This window comes from Streptomyces sp. NRRL S-378 (assembly GCF_000720645.1).
GTDB lineage: Bacteria > Actinomycetota > Actinomycetes > Streptomycetales > Streptomycetaceae > Streptomyces.
Genome location: NZ_JOBX01000027.1, coordinates 65,872 through 84,625 on the forward strand (window position 1 = coordinate 65,872; position 18,754 = coordinate 84,625).

The window sequence follows — 18,754 nt, forward strand, 5'->3', positions numbered from 1 at the left end:
GCACCCGTGACGGGTCAGGCCAGATCGGCGGCCTCGACCTCCTCGCGGGTGATCCCCAGCAGGTACAGCACCGCGTCCAGGAACGGCACGTTCACCGCCGTGTGCGCCGCCTCGCGGACCACCGGCTTGGCGTTGAAGGCCACGCCCAGCCCGGCCGCGTTCAGCATGTCCAGGTCATTGGCGCCGTCGCCGATGGCCACCGTCTGGGCCAGCGGCACCCCGGCCTCGGTGGCGAAGCGCCGCAGCAGCCGGGCCTTGCCCGCCCGGTCCACGATCTCCCCGGTGACCCTGCCCGTCAGCTTCCCGTCGACGATCTCCAGGGTGTTGGCGGAGGCGAAGTCCAGCCCCAGCCGTTCCCGCAGGTCGTCCGTCACCTGGGTGAAGCCGCCGGAAACCACGCCCACCTGGTAGCCGAGCCGCTTGAGCGTACGGATCAGGGTCCGTGCCCCCGGCGTCAGCTGCACCTCGGCGCGGACCTTGTCGACGACGGACGCGTCCAGGCCCGCCAGCAGCGCCACACGGGCGTGCAGCGACTGCTCGAAGTCCAGCTCGCCGCGCATGGCCCGCTCGGTGACCTCGGCGACCTCGGCCTCGCACCCGGCGTGGGCGGCGAAGAGCTCGATGACCTCGTCCTGGATGAGGGTCGAGTCCACGTCCATGACGACCAGGCGCTGCGCCCGGCGGTGCAGCCCGGCCGAGACCACGGCGATGTCCACGCCGATGTGCGCGGCGGCCGTGGCCAGCGCGGTGCGCAGCGGCTCGGTCTCCACGCCGGAGACGGCGAACTCCACCGCGGTCACCGGGTACTTGGCGAGCCGGAAGATACGGTCGATGTTGCCGCCGGCCCCGGTGATTTCCGCCGCGATGGCGGCCGTGGACTCGGCGGTGAGCGGATGTCCGAGCACGGTGACGTGGGACCGGCCGCTGCCGCGCGGCCTGTTGTCACCGGTGCCGGAGAGGATCTCGGCCTGCAGCTTGAGCGACTCGGCCCAGCTGTGGACGGTGGCCCGCAGGTCGCCCTCGCTGCCGCCCACGGGCTTGGTGACGAGGGCGCACAGGACGATGCGGCCACGGGTGACGACCTGCTCGATGTCGACGACGTCGACGGAGTAGGCGGCGAGGGTGTCGAACAGCCCGGCGGTGATCCCGGGACGGTCCTTGCCGAAGATCTTGACGAGGAGGGTGGGGACGTCGGAGGTCTGCGATGCGCTCATGGTGCCCTCACCGTATCTTCCCGGCTCCCGGGACAGGACCCCCGTCCCATTTCCTGAACGTGCCGCGCCGCGCCCCGCCGTCAGCGCGGCGGGGGCGGCGGACCCGGTGGTACCGGCGGGGCCGGCGGGGCGGGCGGGGCGCCCGGCGGAGGCGGCGGAGTGAAGGGCGGCCGCTGCGGGGGCCGGGTGCGCCGCGGCGGGTGCGGCGGGATGCCGGTGACCGTCACGTCCCAGGAGACGTCCGGGTCCAGGTACGGAAGGGCCCACCCGGGCGGCCCCACCGGCCCGCCCCGCCCGTCCTGACCGGCGCCGTACGGGGCCGTCGGCCCGCCGGGATCCACCGGCGCGGGCCAGCCGGTACCGCCCGGGGCCGGTGGCCCGGGCGGGCGGCCGGCCGGATCCCGGGCCGGGCGGGCCGCCGCCCGGCGCAGGCCCGCCAGCAGCGCACCGGCGGCACCGGCCACCGCACCCCACGCCGAGCCCAGCAGCAGCGCGTACGGAACGTCCCCCCGCAGCTCCACCCAGGCGTCCACCACGTCCACGCCCAGCACCGCCGGCGAGACGTCCGCCGACAGCCGCGTCAGCCGCACCAGCACCGCCAGGGCCACCCCGGTGACCGCCCCCAGCCGCACCGCACACCCCGCGACGCCGTGCCCGGGAGTCCGTACGGCCGCCAGCAGGCCCGCGGCGAGCAGCAGCAGCGACACGCCCACCACCAGCAGCCAGACCCGCCCGTCGTACTCCGCGAGCCGGGCCACCGTCACCGGCTCCCGCGCGGAGGCCGACAGCAGGTCGTCCAGCGGATCGGGCAGCAGCCGCGCAGGCTCGCCCGCGGCCCCGCCGCGCAACGGCACGAACAGACCCAGCAGCACCCCCAGCCAGCTGCCGTTCGGCGCACCCAGCAGCGCGGCTCCCATCACCCGCCCGGGGTGTTCGTCGTCCGCCGCCGCCCACACCGCCGCGGCCAGTCCCGCCGCCACCGCGACCAGCAGCACGGTCACCACCGCCGAGGCAGCGGGCCGCACCCGGGCGAGCGCGGCGGGCCCGCGCCGCGAGACCAGCAGCGCCACCGCGAGCACGGCGAGCACCCACACGCCCGCGCCCAGCAGGGTCGGCCCGGGCACCACGGAGAAACCCATCCGGGTCCGCACCTCGATCAGGTCCCCGACGCGGTCCGGGAGGAGCCCCCCGACATCACCGATCCCCGGCACCTCGACCTTCACCGGGACGCGGGTGCCCGGCAGCGTCGCGCCGTCGAGGGTGACCACGTCGTGCCCGGCCCACGCCAGTCCGCCCGCCGTCGCGACGAGCAGCGCCGTGAACGCCACGACCCGGGCGGCCGTCTCGCCCGGCCCCGCACCGGCCCGCAACGAGCGAAGGAACACCCCCGCCAGCACCAGGGCACCGGCCAGAGACACCCCCAAGGGCATGACGTCCAGCGAGGCTCCGGCCCCCGCCCCGGCAACTCCGAAGACCGAGACGTCGACCGAGGGGTCCACGGTTCCACCGACCGCCAGGACCACCACGGCCGCCGTCATCGGTCCGAGCGAACCCCCTGCGGCGTCGGCGCCCAGCAGGTGCAGCCCCAGGCCGGCCACGCCCGCCATCACGATCAGGGACCAGCCCACGGCGGCCACGGCGGACAGGAACACGTCTCCCCAGCGGATGCGGCGCACGCGGCGACCCCCCGATGCATGCCGAGCGGTATGCGAGGGAACTCCCGGGTGAGAAGTCCCGTATCTCACTCTCCGGGTGACTTTCGACCCCGTCAACGGGCAGACGTAGACGCCCGGGCAAGGCCCGGATTCCACATACGGCTGCAGGCCTGAAATAGTTCCCCCGGATGTTCGCCATCCCTAGACTCCCTGACGTCATGGGGGATTCTCGGGGGACTTAAGTGGGGCTGGAGTGCCGGAACTCGTACTGGAATTGAATGGCAGGACCTGGACGCTCGATCCGTCCAGGTCGTACTCGCTGGGGCGCGACCCCCAGGGAGACGTGGTGATCGACGATGCGCGGGTGTCGTGGCGGCACGCCACCATCGCCTGGAACGGCCAGGGTTGGGGGCTCGAGGACCACGGCAGCACCAACGGCACCTACGTGCAGGGGGCCAGGGTCCAGCAGACCGCGCTGGTGCCCGGTACGCCGGTCCACCTGGGCAACGCCACCGACGGACCGCGGCTGAACCTGAGCGCCGCCGCCGCTCCGCAGCCCGCCGTGGCACAGCACGCGCAGCAGGCGCAGCAGACACCGGCGCAGGCGTACGCCCAGCCGCAGGCCGCGGCCTACCAGGCCCCGCAGCAGCCCCAGCAGGCCTGGAACCAGCAGCAGCACCAGCCGCAGCAGCCGCAGGCCCACGTCCCGCACCAGCAGGGCGGCGGCGCCGCGCCCCGCCAGGCGCAGGCCGGAGCACCGGGTTACGGCGGCGACCGCAGCCCGACGACGTTCCACCAGCTCTCGCTGGGCCACGTCATGCGGATCGGCCGTGCGCTGGAGAACGAGCTGGTGGTCTCCGACCTCCAGGTCTCCCGCCACCACGCCGAGTTCCACTCGATGCCCGGCGGCCGCTTCGAGATCCGCGACCTCGGCAGCCACAACGGCACCTACGTCAACGGCCAGCTGCTGCCCAAGTCCGGCACCCAGCTCCTCGGCCCGAACGACATCGTCGGCGTCGGCCACTCGACGTTCCGCATCGTCGGGGACCGCCTGGAGGAGTTCGTCGACACCGGCGAGGTCTCCTTCTCGGCCCGCCACCTCACCGTCACGGTCGACGGCGGCAAGCAGATCCTCAAGGACGTCACCTTCGGCGTCCCGGAGAAGTCGCTGATCGGCGTCATCGGCCCGTCCGGCTCCGGCAAGTCCACCCTGCTCAAGGCGCTGACCGGCTACCGGCCCGCCGACCAGGGCGACGTCCTCTACGACAACCGCAACCTGTACAAGCAGTTCGCGGAGCTCCGCCAGCGCATCGGCCTGGTCCCGCAGGACGACATCCTGCACAAGGAGCTGAAGGTCAGCACCGCGCTCAAGTACGCGGCCAAGCTCCGCTTCCCCGGCGACACCGCCGAGTCCGAGCGCGCCGCCCGCATCGACGAGGTGCTGCGCGAGCTCAAGCTCGACATCCACAAGGACAAGAAGATCACCGCGCTCTCCGGTGGTCAGCGCAAGCGCGTGTCCGTCGCCCTGGAGCTGCTCACCAAGCCCTCGCTGATCTTCCTGGACGAGCCGACCTCCGGCCTCGACCCGGGCATGGACCGCGACGTCATGCAGCTGCTGCGCGGCCTCGCCGACGACGGCCGCACGGTCCTGGTCGTCACGCACTCCGTCGCCGAGCTGTCGCTCTGCGACAAGCTGCTGGTCATGGCCCCGGGCGGGTCCGTCGCCTACTTCGGCCCGCCGGACGAGGCGCTGAACTTCTTCGGCTACGGCACGTGGGCGGACGTCTTCTCGGCCTTCGAGAACTACCGCGACTACGACTGGGCGGGCCGCTGGAAGGGCTCCCAGCACTACCAGCTCTACGCCGCCGAGCTGGACGCGGTCGCCCCGCAGCCGGTCGTCATGCCGTCGGCCCAGCAGATGCGCCCGACCAAGCCGCAGGGCTGGGGCTCGCAGCTGTGGACGCTGATCCGCCGTTACGTCTCGGTGATCGCGTCGGACAAGGGCTTCATGGGCCTGATGCTGATCCTGCCGGCCGTCCTGGGCGTGGTCTCCACGGTCATCCCGGCGACCTTCGGCCTGGCGCCGCCGACGCCGCCGTCGCGCTTCAACGGCGACGCGGGCACGATCATGCTGATCCTCGCGGTCGGCATGTGCTTCTCCGGCGCCGCCAACTCGGTCCGTGAGCTGATCAAGGAACGCGTCATCTACGAACGCGAGCGCGCGACCGGCCTGTCCCGGTCGGCGTACCTCATGTCGAAGGTGATCGTCCTCGGCATCATCACGGCCATCCAGGGCGTGATCATCTGCGCGATCGGCTTCGCCCCGCGCGACCTGCCCGCCGAGGGCCTGCTAATGCCCCCGGCCGTCGAGCTGTGCGTGTCGGTCATCGCGCTCGGCTTCACCTCGATGATGTTCGGCCTGGTCATCTCCTCGCTGGTGAAGACCGCCGAGAAGACCATGCCGCTCCTCGTCATGTTCGCGATCGTCCAGGTCGTCTTCACCGGCATCCTCTTCCAGGTCTACGACTCCCCGGGCCTGGAGCAGTTCGCCTGGCTGATGCCGTCCCGCTGGGCCGTCGCCGCCGCCGGCACCACGCTGAACCTCGGCAAGCTCATGCCGCCGTGGGACCAGGACAACCCGACCAACACCGACCCGCTCTGGGACGCCACGGTCGGCCAGTGGAGCCTGAACATCATCATCCTGCTGGCCATCGGCATCGCCTGCGGGTTCCTGGTGCAGCGGCTGCTGCGCCGCCACGAGCCCGAGGTCATGCGCGCGGGCAAGTAGGCGCCGGAAAGCCGAAGGGCGGCACCCGGGATCTGGGATCCGGGTGCCGCCCTTCGGCGCGTGCGGGGGGTGGGGCGAGGACCGCCGCAGGCCTAGTAGGCGCTGTTGACGTTGTCCATCGAGCCGTACCGGTCGGCCGCGTAGTTGCAGGCGGCGACGATGTTGGCGACCGGGTCGTACTGGTCGAACTTGGTGCCCTTGACGTGGTACGCCTTGAAGGTCGGGTAGATGACCTGGAGCAGACCCTTGCTGGGGATGCCGTTCTGGGCGTTGATGTCCCAGTTGTTGATCGCCATCGGGTTGCCGCTGGACTCGCGCATGATGTTGCGGTGAATGCCGGCGTAGGTACCCGGAATGCCCTCCTTCTTCATGATGAAGAGGGCTTCCTTGATCCAGCCGTCAAGGTTGTTCGCGAAGACGGGGGTGCGGGCGGCGGAGCGGCTGGCGGCGGCCTTCTGCTCACGGGCCTTCTTCGCGGCGGCCTCGGCCTTGGCCTTGGCCTTGGCGTCGGCGTCGGCCTTGGCCTTCGCGGCGACGGCGGCGGCCTTGGCGTTCGCGTCGGCGATGACGTGCTGCGTGGAGAGGTGGCCGTACAGGGCCTTCGTCTGCGTGCCGTTCACGGCCTGGGTCCAGGCGACGGGGGCGGCCGAGATGGTCTCGGCCTCGGCCGTCTCGGCCGGGACGAGGGAGAAGGCGACGGCGGCGGCGCTCAGGGTGGCGACACCGGCGATGGACAGCTTGTGTGCCTTCGTCAGACGACTGTGACCAGGGGTGCGGGAAGCAGACATGGCGGGGCAACCTCTTCGAATAGCGGGGGCCGCAGGAAGGCGCCGAGCGGATCCGGGATCCGCGGCGCCTGGCGACGGGAGCAATTCTTAGCGGCGGCAAAATCCTGTGGCAAAGGTGTGACGTACGATCCCGCTTAGTGGATCAGGGGCGAGCGCCGAGGCACGATTTCCGGCCTCGGCGCTACGCCCGTCCGCCCTGAAAGGGCCCGGTCTCGTCCACTAGGGAGCTTCGTAAGTGATGTGGGTCCTATGCCGGGGCTCACACCGGCCTTACGCCGTTCTCACCATGCGTTGCTCCAGCAATTCATTCAGTGACGGTTGTCATCCCTGAGGAGGAGATGGACGTCGCCGAACTCGTGCCAGAGGCAGAGCCGGGCCAGCGCCTGCGCATACCCCAGTCGTACGGCGGCACGCCCCGCCACCGCCTCCAGCATCAGGAGGTGGGAGGCCTCGGGCTCGTGCAGCCCGGTCAGCAGGCCGTCCACCACCCGCACCCCGCGCTCCGGAGTCACCACCAGATCGGTCCATCCGCCCGCCGCGCGCACCACCCCCCGCGGGTCCGCCGCGGACTCCAGCGCCCGCACCGCGGTGGTTCCCACCGCGATCACCCGCCCGCCCCCGGCCCTCGCCGCGTTCACCAGCGCCGCCGTGGCGGCCGGCACCGCGTACCGCTCCGGGTACGGCGGCTCGTGCGCCTCCTGCGAGGCCACTCCCGTGTGCAGGGTCAGCGGCGCGAACTGCACGCCCCGGCTCACCAGTCGTGCGACCAGCTCCGCCGTGAAGGGCCGGCCCGCGCTCGGCATCTCCGCCGAGCCCGACCCGTCGGGCGCCGGCACCGCGAACACCGTCTGGTACACCGACAGTGGCTGGTCCCGCTGGGTGTAGGCGTACCGGATCGGCCGCCCGTGCTCGCGCAGCAGCTCCGGAACCCCGTACGGGACGGAGGAGGACCGGACGGATGAGGGCCGGACGGGGGAGGGCCGCGCCCACCAGAGCCGGTCCGCGCCCGCGGCCAGGGGCTCCTCCAGGACCAGGCGGCGGCCGCCCGGCAGGTCCACCACCGCACCGGCCGGTCCGCCCGGCCGCGGCCGGGTCGTCCCGCCGCCCGCCGGGGTGCGCAGCTCCACCGCCCAGCGGCCGTCGTCCCCCCGGGTCGAGAAGTGCACCACCAGGGCTTCGCCGCCCAGCCGCGCGTCCACGGCTGCCGCGAGGGTGGCCGAGGTGTTCACCACCAGCACGTCGCCGGCCCTCAGCAGGTGCGGCAGCTCCCGGAAGGCGTGCAGCGACACCCGGGTGCTGCCCCGGGACACCAGCAGCCGTACCGCGTCCCGCCCCAGCCCCGGCCCCCGCTGCTCAGCCGGAATCCGGGCCAGCAGTTCGCGAGGAATGTCCCTTATATACAGTCCTGCCCTCGGCTCTTCGTGCACCGCCGCGGCCCGGCTCCCCGCCGCGGCCCGGCTCCCCGTCCGGCTCCCGTCCACCCCACTGCCGTGGGCACCGGTCCCGCTCATCGCCGGGTCCCGCCACCCGCCGAAGACCCGGCCGGTGCCCGGGCCGCGGCCGAGGCCCCTGCCAGCCCCTCCGCCGTGTACCGCCCGCTGGGCAGGGCCCCCTCCAGCAGCCGCAGCAGCACCGGCGCGACCTCCTCCGGCGCCGGCAGCCCCGCCAGGTCCTCACCCGGCTCGGCCGCCGCCATCATCCGCGTCCGCATCGACCCCGGATCCGCCCACCACACGCGCAGCTCCGGCTCCTCCACCGCCAGCACGGCCGACATCAGGTCCGCCGCCGCCTTGGTCGCCCCGTACGCACCCCACGTGGCGTACGGAACCACCGCGGCGTCCGAGCTGATGTTCAGCACCGCCCCCTCCGCCGAGGCCCGCAGCAGCGGCAGCCCCTCCTGGACCAGACCCAGCGGCCCCAGCACATTGACCTCGAACGCCTCGCGCAGCCCGGCCTGCGGCTGGGCCGCCAGCGGCACCAGCGGCTCGGCCCCCAGCACCCCCGCGTTGTTCACCAGCAGGTCCAGCCCGCCCAGCCCCCGCGCGGCCGCCACCAGGGCCGCCCGGTGCGCCGGAGCGGACACGTCCCCGGCCACCGCCACGACCCGCACGCCCTCGGCCCGCTCCAGCCCGGTCGCCACCTCCTCCAGCGCCGCCGCACCCCGCGCGCTCAGCACCAGGTCCCAGCCCCGCCCCGCCAGCTCCCCGGCCAGCGCCCGGCCGAGCCCCCTGGAAGCCCCCGTCACGATCGCCACCGACATGACAGCACCTCTCGCCTTCGTCCCGATCAGCAGATGCCCTCAACCTAGGAACGGCCGGGCCCCCGCCGCGTCGGCCGCCGGCCCCACCCGTACAGGTCCCTTCGACCTACGCCCTGCGGGGTGCCCCGAGTCCCTCCCTCGCCCGATCCCGCAGGTCACGGCCGCCGGTACGGTGAGGCCATGACCGCAAGTCCCCTGCAGGGCGGACCCCGCAGCGGCCTGGCCGCCGTGAGCACCGCGCTGCTCGCCATGAGCCGCCGCCTGGAGGTCCGCGACGTCCTGCGCACGATCGTGGTGTCGGCCCGCGAACTGCTGGACGCCGAGTACGCGGCCCTGGGCGTCCCGGACGACCACGGCGGCTTCGCCCAGTTCGTCGTCGACGGCATCAGTGCGGAACAGTGGCGGCGGATCGGCCCGCTGCCCCGGCAGCACGGCATCCTCGCGGCGATGCTCCACGAGAACGGTCCCGAGCGACTGGCCGACGTACGCAAGGACCCCCGCTTCGAGGGCTGGCCCGCCGCCCACCCGGAGATGTCCGACTTCCTGGGCATGCCCGTCCGGGACGGCGAGGAGATCCTCGGCGCGATCTTCCTCGCGAACAAGCGGAGCGCCCCCGACGGCAGCGACCGCGTCTTCACCGACGAGGACCAGGAACTCCTCTCCCTCCTCGCACAGCACGCGGCGATCGCCCTCACCAACGCCCGGCTCTACGAACGCAGCCGCGAGCTCACCATCGCGGAGGAACGCTCCCGCCTCGCGCACGAGCTGCACGACGCCGTCAGTCAGAAGCTCTTCTCCCTGCGCCTGACCGCCCAGGCCGCCGCCACCCTCGTCGACCGCGACCCGGCCCGCGCCAAGGACGAACTCCAGCAGGTGGCCGCCCTCGCGGCGGAGGCCGCCGACGAACTGCGCGCCGCCGTGACCGAGCTGCGCCCGGCGGCCCTGGACGAGGACGGCCTGGTGGCCACCCTGCGCACGCACGTGCACGTACTCGACCGCGCGCACACCGCACACGTCACCTTCACCTGCGACGGCGTACGGGCCCTCCCCGCCGCCCAGGAGGAAGCGGTGCTGCGCGTCGCCCAGGAGGCCCTCCACAACGCCCTGCGCCACGCGGACGGCGACCGGGTCGAGGTCACCCTTGGCCGCACACCCGCCGGGGGCGCGGTCCTCAGGGTCGTCGACTCCGGCAAGGGCTTCGACCCCCGGGCCGTCCGCCGGGCGGGCCGTCATCTGGGTCTGGTCTCCATGCGGGACCGCGCGAGCGGCGTCGGAGGCCGCCTCACCGTGCACTCGGAGCCCGGGCAGGGCACCACGATCGAGATGGAGGTCCCCGGTGGCTGACGACACCGGCCGAAGCGGCAGCCGCATCCGGGTCCTGCTGGTGGACGACCACCAGGTCGTCCGGCGGGGCCTGCGCACCTTCCTGGAGGTCCAGGAGGACATCGAGGTGGTCGGGGAGGCCTCCGACGGCGAGGAGGGCATCGCCCGCGCCGAGGAGCTGCGGCCCGACGTGATCCTCATGGACGTGAAGATGCCTGGCACCGACGGCATCGAGGCCCTGCGGCGGCTGCGTGGGCTGGCGAACCCCGCCCGGGTGCTGATCGTCACCAGCTTCACGGAGCAGCGGACCGTGGTCCCCGCCCTGCGTGCGGGCGCCGCCGGATACGTCTACAAGGACATCGACCCCGACGCCCTGGCCGGAGCCATCCGCTCCGTCCACGCCGGCCACGTCCTGCTCCAGCCGGAGGTGGCGGAGGCCCTGCTCGCACAGGAGGAGCAGAGCCCCGCGGCGGGCCGGCCCGGCTCGCTGACCGACCGCGAGCGCGAGGTGCTCGGCCTCATCGCGGACGGCCGTTCCAACCGCGAGATCGCCCGCGCGCTGGTGCTGTCCGAGAAGACGGTGAAGACGCACGTGTCGAACATCCTGATGAAGCTGGACCTTTCCGACCGGACCCAGGCCGCATTGTGGGCGGTCAGGCACGGAATCACGGAGTGAGGCGGCCGAATCGGACCGACTCCTTCCGGTCTGAGATTCATACGGTCGGGTGTATGTAGCCCACATGGCGTATCCCCGGCCGTGGGGCGGCCGTTCTCCATGATGTGCCGCGACGGCTGGTCGCGGCCGACGTACTGGAGGACGAGAACGTGAAGAACTTCAAGAAGGCCGCAGCCGTCACCATGATCGCGGGCGGCCTCCTCGCCGCCGGCGCGGGTGTCTCCTCGGCGCACGGCGGTGCGTCGGCGGAGGGCGAGGCCCTGAACTCGCCCGGCGTGGCCTCGGGGAACCTCGTCCAGGCCCCGGTGCACGTCCCCGTGAACGTCGTGGGCAACACGGTCAACGTGATCGGCCTGCTCAACGGCGCGTGGGGCAACACCGGCGTGAACGCCTGACCCCACCCCGACCTGCGGCCCCGCTTCTCCCTCTCCCTGGAAGCGGGGCCGCACCGGCGTGTCCGGACGGCGGACGGGCGCCGTCGCGCGCCCCGAGCCCCGGGCCGCCCCCGCCCGATCCGGCCCCGCAGGAAGGCGCGGGGCCGGACCCGAGCCCGGGCGCAGTCCGGGTGCCGAGACCCCGCGGGAGGCGTGCGGCTAGTGCTGCTCGACCGCCGAGTTGTACGCCGCAACCAGCGCCCGCCGCGCAACCCGCTCCACCGGCCGCAGCGCCTCCGACCGCGCCGCCATCTCCGAAGCGGCCACCGCACCCCCGTGCCCGGTCTCGTACGCCAGCGACACCATCAGGTCCACCCGCTGCGCCAGCGCCAGCACCCGTACCGCGCGCGCCGGATACCCCGGCGCCAGCGCGTCCCGTCCCGCCTCCGCCCGCGCCCGGTACGCCGAGAGTGCCGCCTCCGCCACCGGACCCGACCCCGCGACGTCCAGCCGCGTCAGGACCCCGGTCGCCTCGCGCAGCGCCTCCGCCAGCTCCCGTTCCGCCTCGCCGAGCGACGGCACGTCCGCCGGCGGGGCCTCTCGTACCGGCAGTACCTGCCAGGTCACCGACACGTGCACGTCACCGGCCGGCCCGGCCTCCGTCACCTCCGGCACCAGCCCCAGCGCCGCCCCCACCGCGACGACCGCCTCCTCGGCCTCCAGCGCCCGCGCGTTGAAATCCGGCGGCCCGCTCAGCCCCAGCGGATGCCCCGGCGCCGGCAGCGCCACCCGCAGACCGGTCACCCCCAGCGCGCGGAGCCGGCCGAGCGCCAGCGTGAGCCCCACCGGACCCGCCTCGCCCGGCAGACCCTCCACCCGGTGCACGGCGTCCTCACCCACGATCGACATCGCGGCTTCGTCGGGCGAGACCAGACCGGCCAGCAGCGCGTTCCCCCAGGCGGCCAGCCGCCCTGAACGTGGTTCGAAAAGCATCCCCCCACTTTACGGATCGCCCCCGGCACCGGGCCCCGGCCCCGGACCCCTTCCCGAGTGGCGTAGGTTTTCCCCTGGGGCTGCGTCTACCGGCGCACAGTGAACCGTGACTGCAAGGGGTGACAACACGCTCATGAGCGATGTTCTGGAGCTGGTGGACGTATCCGTGGTCCGCGAGGGCCGGGCTCTGGTGGACCAGGTCTCCTGGTCGGTGAAGGAGGGCGAGCGCTGGGTGATCCTCGGCCCCAACGGCGCCGGCAAGACCACTCTGCTGAACCTCGCCTCCAGCTACCTCTTCCCCACCAAGGGCTCCGCCACCATCCTCGGCAGCACCCTCGGCAAGGTCGACGTCTTCGAGCTGCGCCCCCGCATCGGCATGGCCGGCATCGCGATGGCCGACAAGCTCCCCAAGCGGCAGACCGTCCTGCAGACCGTCCTCACCGCCGCCTACGGCATGACGGCGACCTGGCAGGAGGAGTACGAGGCCGTCGACGAGCAGCGCGCCCGCGCCTTCCTCGACCGCCTCGGCATGACCGAGTACCTCGACCGGAAGTTCGGCACCCTCTCCGAGGGCGAGCGCAAGCGCACCCTGATCGCCCGCGCGCTGATGACCGACCCCGAGCTCCTGCTCCTCGACGAGCCCGCCGCCGGCCTCGACCTCGGCGGCCGCGAGGACCTCGTACGCCGCCTCGGCCGCCTCGCCCGTGACCCGCTCGCCCCCTCCATGGTCATGGTCACGCACCACGTCGAGGAGATCGCCCCCGGTTTCACCCACGTCCTGATGATCCGCCAGGGCAAGGTCGTCACCGCCGGTCCCATCGACCTCGAACTGACCTCCCGCAACCTGTCGCTCTGCTTCGGCCTCCCCCTGGTCGTCGAGCGCAACGGGACCGACCGCTGGACCGCCCAGGGCCTGCCCCTCGGCTGACCGCCACCGGGCAGCCGCGCCGCTCGCCCTCCGGGTACGGGCGCCCGCACCCTGTCCCGACCGTGCCCAACCGACCTACCATGACCACGTGGACATCGACGCGTGGGTGTGGTGGCTCATCGGCGCGGTCGGACTGGGCATCCCCCTGGTCCTGACCGCCATGCCGGAGTTCGGCATGTTCGCCGTCGGGGCGGTCGCGGCTGCCGTCACGGCGGCCCTCGGCGGGGGAGTGGTGGCCCAAGTCCTGGTGTTCGTGGTCGTGTCGGTCGCGCTCATCGCCGTCGTCCGGCCCATCGCCAACCGGCACCGCGACCAGCGGCCCCAACACCGCAGCGGGATCGACGCGTTGAGGGGCAGAACCGCAGTCGTCCTCGAACGCGTCGACGGCAGCGGCGGCCGCATCAAGCTCGCCGGCGAGGTCTGGTCCGCCCGCGCCCTCGACGCGGACACCAGCTTCGAGCCCGGCCAGTCCGTCGACGTGGTGGAGATCGACGGGGCGACCGCCGTCGTGATGTGAGAAGCAGCCTGCTCGCGGCCCGCAGGTCTGCGAGACTCCGATCAACGGGGCAGCACAGACAGCCGGAAGGGCACGGGGAACCGCATGCAACCGATCATCATCGTCCTGATCATTCTGGTGGTTCTGGTCTTCATCGCACTGGTCAAGACGATCCAGGTGATCCCGCAGGCCAGCGCCGCCATCGTCGAACGGTTCGGCCGCTACACCCGCACCCTCAACGCGGGCCTCAACATCGTCGTCCCGTTCATCGACTCCATCCGCAACCGGATCGACCTGCGCGAACAGGTCGTCCCCTTCCCGCCGCAGCCCGTCATCACCCAGGACAACCTGGTCGTCAACATCGACACCGTCATCTACTACCAGGTGACCGACGCCCGGGCCGCGACGTACGAAGTGGCCAGCTACATCCAGGCCATCGAGCAGCTCACCGTCACCACGCTGCGCAACATCATCGGCGGCATGGACCTGGAGCGCACCCTCACCTCCCGCGAGGAGATCAACGCCGCCCTGCGCGGGGTCCTCGACGAAGCCACCGGCAAGTGGGGCATCCGCGTCAACCGCGTCGAGCTCAAGGCCATCGAGCCGCCCACCTCCATCCAGGACTCGATGGAGAAGCAGATGCGCGCCGACCGCGACAAGCGCGCCGCGATCCTCCAGGCCGAGGGCGTCCGGCAGTCCGAGATCCTGCGCGCCGAGGGTGAGAAGCAGTCCTCCATCCTGCGCGCCGAGGGCGAGGCCAAGGCCGCCGCACTCAAGGCCGAGGGTGAAGCGCAGGCCATCCGTACGGTGTTCGAGTCCATCCACGCCGGCGACGCCGACCAGAAGCTCCTCGCCTACCAGTACCTCCAGATGCTCCCGAAGATCGCCGAGGGCGACGCCAACAAGCTCTGGATCGTGCCCAGCGAGATCGGCGACGCGCTCAAGGGCCTCTCCGGCGCCATGGGCAACTTCGGCCCCCTCGGCGGAGGTTCGGGGTTCAACCCGCAGGGCTCCGGCAAGGACGGCGGCGGCATCCCGGCCGCACGCGACAAGGACGCCGCCGAACGCCGCGAGCAGCCCCCCATCGACTGAGCCCGCACGCCCCCTGATGCATGATCAGTGAGGCCCCTCGACCTTCATGGCGGGGAGGCGACTCACTCATGCAAAGGGGATGGCACAGTCCATGTCCATCTGGGAAGCACTCGCGGTCCTCGCCGCCGGCATCGGCGCGGGCACGATCAACACCATCGTCGGCTCCGGCACCCTCATCACCTTCCCGGTGCTGCTGGCCACCGGACTGCCACCGGTCACCGCCAACGTGTCCAACACCCTGGGCCTGGTGCCCGGTTCGATCAGCGGGGCCATCGGCTACCGCAAGGAGCTCCAGGGGCAGCGCGCCCGCATCCTGCGCCTCGGTTCGGTCTCGGCCGTCGGCGGACTCACGGGCGCGGCCCTGCTCCTCGCCCTGCCGTCGGACTCCTTCGACACCATCGTGCCGATCCTGATCGGACTCGCACTCGTCCTCGTCGTCCTGCAGCCCCGGCTCGCCGCCGCCCTGCGCCGCCGCCAGGAAGCCGCCGGGGGCGACACCGGCCACCCCGACGGCGGTCCGGTCCTGCTCGGGGGCATGCTGCTCTCCAGCGCCTACGGCGGCTACTTCGGCGCGGCCCAAGGCGTGCTCTACCTCGGGTTGATGGGCCTGCTGCTCCACGACGACCTGCAACGGATCAACGCCGTCAAGAACGTCATCGCCGCCCTGGTGAACGGCATCGCGGCCGTCTTCTTCCTGTTCGTCGCCGAGTTCGACTGGACGGCCGTGCTCCTCATCGCCGTCGGCTCGACGATCGGCGGCCAGATCGGCGCCAAGGTCGGCCGCCGTCTCCCGCCGACCGTCCTGCGCGGCGTCATCGTGACGGTCGGGATCCTCGCGATCGTCCAACTGCTGGTCCGCTGAGCGACGTAGCAGAACTACGCCGCTCACCGGCGACTGTCTAGGCGGACCGCGCCAGCCACTCCGGGAGCGCCTCCTGCCCGGCCACCCCGAGCGCGAGGAGCATGGCGTCCGCCGGAGACGGTACGAAGGGCTTGCGGAGGAGCGGCATCCCCGCCTCCTCCGGAGTCCGGGCCGCTTTGCGGTGGTTGTCCTCGGCGCAGGACGCCACCGTGTTCAGCCAGGTGTCCCCACCGCCCTGGGCCCTCGGCAGTACGTGGTCCACCGTGGTCGCGCGCTTGCCGCAGTAAGCGCACCGGTGCTGGTCCCGGACCAGCACCCCCCTGCGCGACCAGGGAGCATGTCTTCGGAAGGGCACCCTGACGTACCTGCAGAGCCTGATCACCCGCGGCATCGGAAGATCCATGGCGGCAGCGCGGACACGGAGATCGGGATGCGACTGTTCGACGACGGCCTTGTCCTGGAGCACCAGGACCACAGCCCGGTTCAACGTCACCGTCGACAGCGGCTCGAAGCTCGCATTCAGCACCAGCGTGTCCCGCATCTCGCCCACCTCCCGTGTGCAGGCCCGCGACCACCATGGCGGCAGGGCCCGCAACCACTCTGGCCGCGCGCGCCACGCGGGACAACGCAATAAAAATGCCCGGTCCCGGCCTTCTTTAGACCAGGGCCGGGCAAACGCCGGGCGAACGGTCAGCGCGCAGCGGGCGCCTCGTACTCGGCGACGAGCTGCGCACGCCCCAGGGCGTGGAACCGCAGGTGGAAACCGACGACCGCCGGCGAGGAGTCCTCGTCCGGGCCGAGCTGCTCGCGGTCCACCGCGTACACGGTGAACACGTAGCGGTGCCGTTCCCCGCGCGGCGGCGCTGCACCGCCGAAGTCCCGCGTCCCGTAGTCGTTCCGCGCGTGCACGGCACCTTCCGGCAGGCCGGGGAAGTCCCCGCTGCCCGCGCCGGCCGGCAGCTCCGTCACCGAGACGGGCAGGTCGAAGAGGACCCAGTGCCAGAACCCGCTGCCCGTCGGCGCGTCCGGGTCGAAGCAGGTCACGGCGAAGCTCTTCGTCCCCTCGGGGAAGCCCTCCCAGCGCAGGTGCGGCGAGACGTTCTTCCCCGTGAGGACCTGGGCGGCGTGCAGGTCGGCTCCGTGGGAGACGTCCTCGCTCGTCACGGTGAACTCGTGCACCTCGGGATGGAAATCGTGGGGGAGCGGCGCCCTGTCACGTTCGGACACGTCGAAACCTCCTGGTCGGAATGGGAATCCCCTGCAAAGACGGAGCCTAGGGGGTGGCTCGCCGGTCATGCCGGGTTGCCGGCACCGCGCCTCATCCCCCGGACTCCGTCCGGGTACCCGCAGACGGGGACGGGCCCCCGACGCCGGTGGCGTCCGGGGGCCCGTTCCCGTCGTCCGGCTCAGAACCAGTTGCGCTGCGAGCCCACCGAGGCGATCCACTGGTTCAGGTACGCCGCCCAGTCCGTGCCCTGGTACGACTGCAGACCCACCTGGAAGCAGCGGTAGGTGTCACTGCCCTCGCTGAACAGACCCGGCTTCTTGTCCATCTCCAGGACGACGTCCATCTCCCGGCCGTCCGAGACGAAGGTCAGCTCGACCTGGTTCAGCCCCCGGTACTGCGACGGAGGCAGGAACTCGATCTCCTGGTAGAAGGGCAGCGTCTGCCGCGTCCCGCGGATGTGCCCCCGCTCCATGTCCGCGCTGCGGAAGGTGAAGCCGAGCTGCCGGAAGGCGTCCAGGATCGCCTGCTGCGCCGGCACCGGGTGCACGTTGATCGCGTCGAGGTCGCCGGCGTCCACCGCACGGGCGATCTCCAGCTCGGTGCTGACCCCGATGTTCATCCCGTACAGGTGCTGACCCGCGAAGTGGGTGATCGGCGTCTCCCAGGGGATCTCCATCGCGAAGGGCACCACGTGGAGCGCACCGGCCTGCACCTGGAAGGCCCCGCCCAGGCGCTGCTTGGTGAAGACGACGTCCTGCTTGTACTCCTGGTCGCCGCCCTCCACCTCGACCCGCGCCTGCAGCCCGACGGACAGCCCCTCGATCTGCTGCTCCACGGATCCGCCCTGGATCCGGACCTCGCCCTGGACGATCCCGCCCGGAACGACGTTCGGCTCGGTGATGATCGTGTCCACCGAAGCGCCACCGGCACCCAGGCTCGCGAACAGCTTCTTGAAGCCCATGCTCTAACTCCCCTTGAACGATCTGCGACTACGCCGCGACTACCCCTTACCAACGCGGAACATTAGGCCCCGGTTGCAGGTGGGCGCGGTCCACTACGCTCGACCGGATGAGCGCGCGTCTTGACCGTACGCCCCTGTCCCGGTCCTTCTTCGACCGCCCGGTCCTCACCGTGGCCCCGGACCTCCTGGGCCGCACCCTCGTCCGCCGTACCGAGGAGGGCCCCCTGGAACTGCGCATCACGGAGGTGGAGGCGTACGAGGGGGAGTCCGATCCGGGCTCGCACGCCTACCGCGGGCGCACGGCACGGAACGCATCGATGTTCGGCCCGCCCGGACACGCGTACGTCTACTTCATCTACGGCATGTGGTTCAGCCTCAACCTGGTGTGCGGCCCGGCGGGCCACGCGAGCGGTGTGCTGCTGCGCGCGGGCGAGATCACGGTCGGCGCCGACCTGGCCGCCAAACGTCGAGTTACAGCCAGAAACCCACGGGAACTCGCCAAAGGGCCGGCCCGCCTGGCCACGGCTCTGGACGTGGACCGCTCGCTGGACGGGACGGACCTCTGCGGGGGCCCCGATTCCCCCCTCTCCGTCCTCGCGGGTACCCCCACCTCGTCCGATCTGGTGAGCAGCGGTCCGCGCACGGGAGTCGGCGGAGCCGGCGCGGACCACCCGTACCGCTTCTGGATCACGCATGACCCGACGGTGAGTCCCTACCGGGCCCACGCGCCACGCCGCCGCTCAACTTGACTCGCCCTTGCCAGACGCCTAACGTAGCTCGAGCCGCTTTTACGGGGCACTGCCATCGGCAGACCCGCGAGCGGTCAACCCACTACCTACGACTTACCCCTGGCGGGGTTCTATTCGGCATGCCCGAATTCCCGGCCGCCGACTCGATTATGAGTCGCACGGGAGAAGCGCTAACGTAGTGAACGCCGAAAGGCAAAGACCCCCAACGGTCACCGAATTCAAATCCGACACCGGAAACGGCGCGGAAATGATCTGGTAGAGTTGGAAGCGCAAGACAGCAGAACGAAAGCCCGGAGGAAAGCCCCAGCCGATGTTGCTGAGGGTGAGTACGAAGGAAGCGTCCGTTCCTTGAGAACTCAACAGCGTG

At 72.0% G+C, this 18,754-nt stretch carries 19 protein-coding genes; 9 read left to right on the top strand and 10 right to left on the bottom strand.

The features are described from left to right. Nucleotides 1-14 precede the first annotated feature (14 nt). Nucleotides 15-1,214: a phosphoserine phosphatase SerB gene (gene serB, locus IH80_RS0120150; RefSeq protein ID WP_030962207.1), complete on the bottom strand. Its 1,200-nt coding sequence runs from the start codon at nucleotides 1,212-1,214 to the stop codon at nucleotides 15-17. Between the two features lie 80 nt (nucleotides 1,215-1,294). Beyond that, on the bottom strand, nucleotides 1,295-2,890 hold the full coding sequence (locus IH80_RS0120155) for a streptophobe family protein (protein ID WP_267883520.1): 1,596 nt from the start codon (nucleotides 2,888-2,890) through the stop codon (nucleotides 1,295-1,297). Between the two features lie 232 nt (nucleotides 2,891-3,122). Between IH80_RS0120155 and IH80_RS0120160 the strand changes: the two genes are divergently transcribed. Further along, nucleotides 3,123-5,657: an FHA domain-containing protein gene (locus IH80_RS0120160; RefSeq protein ID WP_078906639.1), complete on the top strand. Its 2,535-nt coding sequence runs from the start codon at nucleotides 3,123-3,125 to the stop codon at nucleotides 5,655-5,657. 92 nt (nucleotides 5,658-5,749) lie between these two features. On the opposite strand, the gene IH80_RS0120165 is transcribed toward IH80_RS0120160, so the two are convergent. The 3 genes from IH80_RS0120165 to IH80_RS0120175 all read right to left on the bottom strand — a co-directional run bounded on the left by IH80_RS0120165 (nucleotide 5,750) and on the right by IH80_RS0120175 (nucleotide 8,705). Further along, complete coding sequence (locus IH80_RS0120165; RefSeq protein ID WP_030962212.1) at nucleotides 5,750-6,445, bottom strand: transglycosylase SLT domain-containing protein; 696 nt, start codon at nucleotides 6,443-6,445, stop codon at nucleotides 5,750-5,752. 308 nt (nucleotides 6,446-6,753) lie between these two features. Continuing rightward, nucleotides 6,754-7,956, bottom strand: coding sequence for an S-adenosylmethionine:tRNA ribosyltransferase-isomerase (locus IH80_RS0120170; RefSeq protein ID WP_078906640.1), 1,203 nt, complete (start codon nucleotides 7,954-7,956; stop codon nucleotides 6,754-6,756). Beyond that, nucleotides 7,953-8,705 (bottom strand): SDR family NAD(P)-dependent oxidoreductase, encoded by a 753-nt coding sequence (locus IH80_RS0120175; RefSeq protein ID WP_037880541.1) that lies wholly within the window; start codon nucleotides 8,703-8,705, stop codon nucleotides 7,953-7,955. The genes IH80_RS0120170 and IH80_RS0120175 overlap by 4 nt, the downstream gene beginning before the upstream one ends. Nucleotides 8,706-8,900: 195 nt before the next feature. On the opposite strand from IH80_RS0120175, the gene IH80_RS0120180 reads away from it, so the two are divergent. From IH80_RS0120180 to IH80_RS0120190, 3 genes are all read left to right on the top strand, one after another. After that, the gene (locus IH80_RS0120180) at nucleotides 8,901-10,049 is read left to right on the top strand and encodes a GAF domain-containing sensor histidine kinase (protein WP_199819283.1); all 1,149 of its coding nucleotides are present in this window, start codon (nucleotides 8,901-8,903) and stop codon (nucleotides 10,047-10,049) included. Then, entirely contained in the window at nucleotides 10,042-10,704 is a 663-nt protein-coding gene (locus IH80_RS0120185; RefSeq protein WP_030962218.1) for a response regulator, read from the top strand. Before IH80_RS0120180 ends, IH80_RS0120185 begins: the two co-directional genes overlap by 8 nt. A 149-nt stretch (nucleotides 10,705-10,853) precedes the next feature. Further along, entirely contained in the window at nucleotides 10,854-11,099 is a 246-nt protein-coding gene (locus IH80_RS0120190; RefSeq protein WP_030962220.1) for a chaplin, read from the top strand. Between the two features lie 198 nt (nucleotides 11,100-11,297). Here IH80_RS0120190 and IH80_RS0120195 read toward each other — a convergent pair whose 3' ends face one another. Beyond that, a complete protein-coding gene (locus tag IH80_RS0120195) occupies nucleotides 11,298-12,071 on the bottom strand; it encodes a hypothetical protein (RefSeq protein ID WP_030962221.1) in 774 nt (257 codons plus the stop codon). 133 nt (nucleotides 12,072-12,204) lie between these two features. Here IH80_RS0120195 and IH80_RS0120200 point away from each other — a divergent pair, with 133 nt between their 5' ends. The 4 genes from IH80_RS0120200 (at nucleotide 12,205) to IH80_RS0120215 (ending at nucleotide 15,449) form a co-directional block, all read left to right on the top strand. Continuing rightward, nucleotides 12,205-12,999 carry an ABC transporter ATP-binding protein gene (locus tag IH80_RS0120200; protein ID WP_030028988.1) on the top strand — a complete coding sequence of 265 codons (795 nt, stop codon included), beginning with the start codon at nucleotides 12,205-12,207 and terminating at the stop codon, nucleotides 12,997-12,999. A gap of 88 nt (nucleotides 13,000-13,087) precedes the next feature. Further along, on the top strand, nucleotides 13,088-13,516 hold the full coding sequence (locus IH80_RS0120205) for an NfeD family protein (RefSeq protein WP_030962222.1): 429 nt from the start codon (nucleotides 13,088-13,090) through the stop codon (nucleotides 13,514-13,516). Nucleotides 13,517-13,600: 84 nt separating this feature from the next. After that, the gene (locus IH80_RS0120210) at nucleotides 13,601-14,587 is read left to right on the top strand and encodes an SPFH domain-containing protein (RefSeq protein WP_030962223.1); all 987 of its coding nucleotides are present in this window, start codon (nucleotides 13,601-13,603) and stop codon (nucleotides 14,585-14,587) included. Nucleotides 14,588-14,678: 91 nt separating this feature from the next. Continuing rightward, the gene (locus IH80_RS0120215) at nucleotides 14,679-15,449 is read left to right on the top strand and encodes a sulfite exporter TauE/SafE family protein (protein ID WP_030962225.1); all 771 of its coding nucleotides are present in this window, start codon (nucleotides 14,679-14,681) and stop codon (nucleotides 15,447-15,449) included. 37 nt (nucleotides 15,450-15,486) lie between these two features. Here the strand turns inward: IH80_RS0120215 and IH80_RS0120220 are convergent, their stop codons facing one another. The 3 genes from IH80_RS0120220 to IH80_RS0120230 form a co-directional block, all read right to left on the bottom strand. Then, the gene (locus tag IH80_RS0120220; RefSeq protein WP_030962226.1) at nucleotides 15,487-15,990 is read right to left on the bottom strand and encodes an HNH endonuclease; all 504 of its coding nucleotides are present in this window, start codon (nucleotides 15,988-15,990) and stop codon (nucleotides 15,487-15,489) included. Nucleotides 15,991-16,139: 149 nt separating this feature from the next. After that, nucleotides 16,140-16,676, bottom strand: a complete 537-nt coding sequence (locus IH80_RS0120225) for a YbhB/YbcL family Raf kinase inhibitor-like protein (RefSeq protein WP_030962227.1) — start codon at nucleotides 16,674-16,676, stop codon at nucleotides 16,140-16,142. A 179-nt stretch (nucleotides 16,677-16,855) separates the two neighbouring features. Further along, nucleotides 16,856-17,638: a sporulation protein gene (locus IH80_RS0120230; RefSeq protein ID WP_030962229.1), complete on the bottom strand. Its 783-nt coding sequence runs from the start codon at nucleotides 17,636-17,638 to the stop codon at nucleotides 16,856-16,858. A 107-nt stretch (nucleotides 17,639-17,745) separates the two neighbouring features. Here IH80_RS0120230 and IH80_RS0120235 point away from each other — a divergent pair, with 107 nt between their 5' ends. Then, nucleotides 17,746-18,387: a DNA-3-methyladenine glycosylase gene (locus tag IH80_RS0120235; RefSeq protein WP_030962231.1), complete on the top strand. Its 642-nt coding sequence runs from the start codon at nucleotides 17,746-17,748 to the stop codon at nucleotides 18,385-18,387. Between the two features lie 147 nt (nucleotides 18,388-18,534). Here IH80_RS0120235 and IH80_RS46095 read toward each other — a convergent pair. Further along, a partial coding sequence (locus tag IH80_RS46095; RefSeq protein WP_234432300.1) for a hypothetical protein occupies nucleotides 18,535-18,754 on the bottom strand: 220 nt, incomplete at its 5' end.